The following is a 4,987-nucleotide window of genomic DNA, read 5'->3' on the forward strand; positions in this document are numbered from 1 at the left end:
GCTTGCCGCCATCATCAAGGAACGGACCGGTATAGCGATCGATTCTGATACGCTCTTCGACGTCCAGGTAAAGCGGATTCACGAGTACAAGAGGCAGCACCTGAACGTTCTCCACATCATCACCCTGTATAACCGGATCAAAAAGGACCCGAGAAAGGACATCGTCCCGCGCGCGTTCATCTTCGGCGGCAAGGCCGCGCCGGGCTACTTCATGGCGAAGCTGATCATCAAGCTGATCAACTCGGTGGGGGAGGTGGTGAACAACGACCCGCAGGTTGCCGGCCGCCTGAAGGTGGTCTTCTTCCCGGATTTCAACGTCACCAACGGCCAACTGGTCTACCCGGCCGCCGACCTGTCCGAGCAGATCTCCATGGCCGGCAAGGAGGCCTCCGGTACCGGCAACATGAAGTTCTCCCTGAACGGCGCCCTCACCATCGGCACCCTGGACGGCGCCAACGTGGAGATCCGGGAAGAGGTCGGGGAGGAGAACTTCTTCCTGTTCGGCCTGAACGCCTCCCAGGTCTGCGAGATGAAGTCCCAAGGCTACCAGCCGTACGGTTTCTACCAGGGGAACCAGCAGCTCAAGGAGGCGATCGACGCCATCGCGGCCGGGGTGTTCTCCCCTGGCGAGCCGGGCCTCTTCCAGCCGCTGGTGGACCACCTGCTGGGGCACGACACCTACCTGCTGTTGGCGGATTACCAGTCCTACCTGGAGTGCCAGGACCGGGTGAGCGCCCTGTTCCGGGACCAGGAGAAATGGACGCAGATGTCGATTCTTAACGTCGCCCGTATGGGGAAGTTCTCCTCGGACCGCTCCATCCGGGAGTACTGCGAGAAGATATGGCGGGCGTCCGCGCTGCCTGCGTTCGAGCCATGACAAAGCTCCCTCTCCCTCCGGGAGAGGGTTGGGGTGAGGGAACTTTCTACGAAGATGCGAGGCTTCCCTCACCCCTGCCCTCCCCCGTGGGGGGAGGGAGAGCTTGAGGAGGACGGGAGAAGTGGATGGCCCACGTTCCAAACCGGGGACGAAAGGAGGCGTCATGACCAGAAGGTCGAGGATCTGGGTACAGGCCGGTGTGCTCTTGCTGCTGTTCGCGATCTTGCCGATCACCCGCAGCCAGGCGGCGGCGGAGTCGGCGGAGTTCAAGGGGAGCTGGATCGCCAACGGCACCCGGACCAGCTTCTCCTTCCTGAAGGGACGGCAGGTGTTCACCTTCCAGATCGGCGGCCACGTGAGCCTGCAGACGGCGCTGCGCGGCAAGAAGGACTACTGGTCCGATTGCATCGGGCTGGCCGATGCGGCGACCGGCATCAGTGGGCGCTGCGTCTGGAAGGACCTGGCCGGCCCCGAACTCTACGTCGTACTGCAGAGCGACCGGCTGGAGCAGGGCAGCCCGGTCAAGGGCACCATCGTCGGCGGCACCGGCCCCCTGGCCGGGATCAGCGGTGACTTCTCCTTCAACTGGTCCTCGGTGATCGTGCAGACCGATGCCCAGGGGATAGAAGAGCTGACCGGCCAGACCCTGAACCTGGCCGGACGCTACCGGGCACCCTGAGGAGGGGCAGGCTTTGGGCCCCATCCTCACCCTGTCCCTCCCCTTGAAGGGGAGGGGACGCACGGGGGACTCTCTCTGGATAGACAGTTAACAGCCATGCTCGGCTCCCCCTCCCCTTCAAGGGGAGGGCAGGGGTAAGGATGGGGTGGAGAACGCCATGTGGATCGTCGAATTGCTGGTCGTTTTGCTGTTCATCTGGCTGGGCGCGCGTCTGGGGAGCATCGGCATCGGCTTTGCCGGTGGGCTGGGCGTGCTGGTATTGGCAGTCGGCTTCGGCCTGAAACCGGGTGCCATTCCGGTTGATGTCATTCTCATCATCATGGGGGTCATCTCCGCCATCGCAGCCATGCAGGTGGCGGGGGGGCTCGACTATCTGGTGCACATCGCTACCAAGGTACTGAAAAGCAAACCGAAATACATCACCTTCCTCGCCCCGGTGGTCACCTACAGCATGACCCTTTTCGCCGGCACCGGGCATACCGCCTTCTCCACCCTGCCGGTGATCGCCGAGGTGGCCAAGCGCGAGGGGATCAGGCCGTCGCGCCCGCTCTCCATCGCGACCGTCGCCTCGCAGATCGCCATCACCGCGTCCCCCATCTCCGCAGCCGTGGTCTTCTTCTCCAGTGAGCTGGAAAAGTTCGGGGTCGACTACGTCAAACTGCTGATGGTAGCCATCCCCAGCAGCTTCCTCGCCTGCCTGCTGGGGGCCGTGGTGGCGAACTTCATGGGCAAAGATCTCGAGGACGACCCCATCTACCAGGAGCGCCTGGCCAAGGGACAGGTGAGGATGGAAACCTCCTCCGAAGCGGTGCAGGAACTGTCGGCGGGAGCCAAGCGCTCCGTGCTGATCTTCGGGATCTGCCTGCTCTGCGTGGTCTGCTACGCCATGGCCATCAGCTCGACCTTCGCCCTCATCAAGACCCCCATCCTCAAGCGTGACGACGCCATCATCACCTTCATGATGGGGGCCGCCACCCTGATCTGCCTCTTCTGCAAGGTGGACGCGAAGAACATCCTCAACGCGGCGACCTTCAAGTCGGGGATGAGCGCCTGCATCTGCGTACTGGGGGTAGCCTGGCTGGGGACCACCTTCGTTTCCGCGCACATCAAGGAGATCGAGATGTTCGCCGACAACCTGCTCAAGGCCTATCCCTGGATGCTGGCCGTGGTGCTCTTCTTCGCCGCCATGCTCCTCTACTCCCAGGCGGCCACCACCAAGGCGCTCATGCCGGCGGCGCTGGCCCTGGGGGTGAGCCCGGTGGCGGCCGTCGCCGCCTTCGCCTCGGTGAGCGCCCTCTTCGTGCTGCCGACCTACCCGACCCTGATCGCCGCCGTCGAATTCGACGACACCGGCTCGACCAGGGTGGGCAAATACGTCTTCGACCACCCGTTCCTGATCCCCGGCACCTGTACCATCGCCTTCGCAGTCGCCTTCGGGTTCCTGTTCGGCGAGCTGATTCTGTGACCGTCCGCGGGCGAGACGGTCCCGCCCGCTTCTGACTGCAGCTTCACAAGGTAAGGAGGAAGAAGAAATGTCAGTACTTGATCATCTGATCACGCAAGCAGCCAACGCCACCGGAATTCCCGCCGCCGATCTCAAGATGATCGCCGCGGAAGGGGAGCGCAAGACCTTTGCCGCCGGGGAGTACCTGTTCCACGAATCGACCCCTCGCCTTTGGTGCGGCTTCGTCGAGGAAGGGGAGATCGAGATCGTGAGGGGGCTGCACGGCTCCCCGGTCCATCTCTCCACCCTCGCCCAGGGTGCCATGATCTCGGAAGGCGCCCTTTTGGACGAGACCCCTCACGCCACCAGCGCCTTCACCCGCACCGGGGCGACTATCCTGCAGATCCCCCGCAAGGTCTGGACCGATCTGCAGAAAAGCCGGCCCGACGTCTTCTACCGCATCGTCGCCCGCTGCGCACAGCGGCAGAGCGAGCGGCTGAACCTTGCCGCCCAGATCATGGCCGGCCAGGCCGGTCCGGAGGCGCTTGTCACGGCGGTCCGCCGCGAGCATGACCTGCTGGGCGACCGTGATGTGCCGCTGGCCGCCTACTACGGCGTGCAGAGCCTGCGCGGGCTGGAGAACTTCCCCATCTCGGGGATGCCGCTTTCCAACTTCGCCCACTTCGTCGATGCGCTGGCCATGGTCAAGAAGGCCGCCGCCCAGGCCAACGCGGAACTCGGCGTGCTGGCCAAGAACAAGATGGAGGCGATCTGCCAGGCCTGCGACGAGATCCTGGCCGGCAAGCTGCACAGCCACTTCGTGGTGGACATGATCCAGGGGGGCGCCGGTACCTCCACCAACATGAACGCCAACGAGGTGATCGCCAACCGGGCACTGGAGCTGATGGGTCACGAAAAGGGCGAGTACAAGTACCTGCATCCCAACGACGACGTCAACTGCTCCCAGTCCACCAACGACGCCTACCCGACCGCCATCAAGCTCGCCGTCTACCAGTCGCTGCAGGACACCCTGGGTGCCCTGGGCGAGTTGCAGACCTCGTTGAAGGCGAAGGAGCAGGAATTCTCGCAGATCCTCAAGATGGGGCGCACGGAAAACCAGGATGCCGTGCCGATGACCCTGGGGCAGGAGTTCGGCGCTTATGCGGTCATGATCGGCTCCGCCATGAAGAGCATGCGTGCCGCGGCCGAGGAACTGACCGAGATCAATATGGGAGCCACCGCCATCGGCACCGGCATCAACAGCCCTCCCGGCTATGCGGAGCTGGTCACCCGGAAGCTGTCGGCGGTCTCCGGGCTCAACCTGACCAAGGCGGAAAACCTGGTGGAAGCGACCCAGGACTCGGGCGTCTTCTCGCAGATGTCCGGCAACATGAAACGGGCGGCGGTGCAGCTCTCCAAGATCTGCAACGACCTGCGCTGGATGTCGTCCGGCCCGCGTTGCGGCCTCTACGAGATCAGGCTGCCGGCCATGCAGCCCGGTTCCTCCATCATGCCTGGCAAGGTGAACCCGGTCATCCCGGAGATGGTGAGCCAGGTCTGCTTCACCATCATCGGCTACGACGTCACCGTCACCATGGCCTCGGAGGCGAGCGAGCTGGAGCTGAACATGGCCGAGCCGATCATCGCCTACTGCCTGCTGCACGGGCTGATGATCCTGAAGAACGCCGCCATCACCCTGGCCAGCCGTTGCATCGACGGCATCCAGCCCAACGTGGAGAGGTGCCGGGAGTACGTGCAGAACAGCATCGGCCTGGTCACCGCGCTCAACCCGGTGCTGGGGTACGAGAAGTCGGTGGCGATCGCCAAGGAGGCGCTGGAGACCAACGGCAGCGTCTATGACCTGGTGCTCCAGAAGGGGTGGCTGACCAAGGCGGCCCTGGACGACATCCTGCAACCGGAGAACATGACCAAGCCGCGCAAGCTGTAGCGAACCCCATCCTCACCCTGACCCTCCCCTTGAAGGGGA

At 63.9% G+C, this 4,987-nt stretch carries 4 protein-coding genes; all 4 read left to right on the forward strand.

Annotation, left to right across the window (positions count from 1 at the left end):
• Positions 1-877, forward strand: an 877-nt coding sequence (locus tag VJ604_RS09305) for a glycogen/starch/alpha-glucan phosphorylase (RefSeq protein ID WP_324081857.1), incomplete at its 5' end; no start/stop codon positions are given.
• A gap of 163 nt (positions 878-1,040) precedes the next feature.
• On the forward strand, positions 1,041-1,556 hold the full coding sequence (locus tag VJ604_RS09310) for a hypothetical protein (RefSeq protein ID WP_324081859.1): 516 nt from the start codon (positions 1,041-1,043) through the stop codon (positions 1,554-1,556).
• 157 nt (positions 1,557-1,713) lie between these two features.
• On the forward strand, positions 1,714-3,021 hold the full coding sequence (locus VJ604_RS09315; protein WP_324081861.1) for an anaerobic C4-dicarboxylate transporter: 1,308 nt from the start codon (positions 1,714-1,716) through the stop codon (positions 3,019-3,021).
• Positions 3,022-3,088: 67 nt separating this feature from the next.
• Positions 3,089-4,948 carry an aspartate ammonia-lyase gene (locus tag VJ604_RS09320; protein WP_324081863.1) on the forward strand — a complete coding sequence of 620 codons (1,860 nt, stop codon included), beginning with the start codon at positions 3,089-3,091 and terminating at the stop codon, positions 4,946-4,948.
• Positions 4,949-4,987: the final 39 nt, after the last annotated feature.

This window comes from Geomonas sp., assembly GCF_035254065.1.
Taxonomy (GTDB): Bacteria; Desulfobacterota; Desulfuromonadia; order Geobacterales; family Geobacteraceae; genus Geomonas.